The 1459-nt window shown below is 48.8% G+C and carries 1 protein-coding gene; it reads left to right on the top strand.

Translation table 11 applies throughout. The features are described 5' to 3' along the window. The coding region (locus tag A9267_RS21915; RefSeq protein ID WP_197495530.1) for a beta strand repeat-containing protein at positions 1–1459 on the top strand (1459 nt) is incomplete at both ends.

Consider the following 1459-nt stretch of genomic DNA (forward strand, 5'->3'; position numbering starts at 1 on the left):
CATCACTGGTACATCACAAGATCTGGTACATCACAAGATATTCCAGCTGGCGGCACGGTCACTCTGGTTATCACCGATATTGCTGGCACAGCAATTACCATCACAGATGTGGCAGTAAACGCGGACGGCACTTACTCTGTTGATAATGTTGACCTATCTACGCTTGTGGATGGCGACATCACAGTGGTCGCAACTGCAACCGACAGCAACGGTAACGACCTGTCTGCCAACGACACTGAAAACCTCGATGCCCTTTCAAGCAACATCACCGTTGATTTAGTCATCGATGGCGATAATAACGGTGACATCACTGGTACATCACAAGACATTCCAGCTGGCGGCACGGTCACTCTGGTGATCACCGATATTGCGGGCACTGCAATTACCATCACAGATGTGGCAGTCAATGCAGATGGCACTTACTCTGTTGATAATGTTGACCTCTCTACGCTTGTGGATGGCGACATCACAGTGGTGGCAACTGCGACTGACAGCAACGGCAATGACCTGTCTGCCAATGACACTGAAAACCTTGATGCTGTTGACGCTGAGCTAACAGTAGACTTAGTGATTGATGCATCGAACCAAGGTGACATCACTGGTACATCACAAGATATTCCAGCGGGTGGCACAGTCACTCTGGTGATCACCGATATTGCGGGTACTGCAATTACCATCACCGATGTAGCCGTTAATGCAGATGGCACTTACTCTGTTGATAATGTTGACCTATCTACGCTTGTGGATGGCGACATCACAGTGATCGCAACTGCAACCGACAGCAACGGTAACGACCTGTCTGCCAACGACACTGAAAACCTCGATGCCCTTTCAAGCAACATCACCGTTGATTTAGTCATCGATGGCGATAATAACGGTGACATCACTGGTACATCACAGGATATTCCAGCAGGCGGCACGGTCACTCTGGTGATCACCGATATTGCGGGCACTGCAATTACCATCACCGATGTGGCTGTAAACGCTGACGGCACTTACTCTGTTGATAATGTTGACCTATCTACACTTGTGGATGGCGACATCACAGTGGTGGCAACCTCAACCGACAGCAACGGTAATGATTTATCAGCCAATGACACTGAAAACCTTGATGCTGTTGACGCTGAGCTAACAGTTGACTTAGTGATTGATGCATCGAACCAAGGTGACATCACTGGTACATCACAAGACATTCCAGCTGGCGGTACAGTCACTCTGGTTATCACCGATATTGCGGGCACTGCAATTACCATCACCGATGTGGCTGTTAATGCAGATGGCACTTACTCTGTCGATAACGTTGACCTATCTACGCTTGTGGATGGCGACATCACAGTGCTTGCAACCGCGACTGACAGCAACGGTAACGACCTGTCTGCCAACGACACTGAAAACCTTGATGCCCTTTCAAGCAACATCACCGTTGATTTAGTCATCGATGGCGATAATAACGGTGACA

The organism is Shewanella sp. UCD-FRSSP16_17, from assembly GCF_001675935.1.
GTDB lineage: Bacteria > Pseudomonadota > Gammaproteobacteria > Enterobacterales > Shewanellaceae > Shewanella > Shewanella japonica.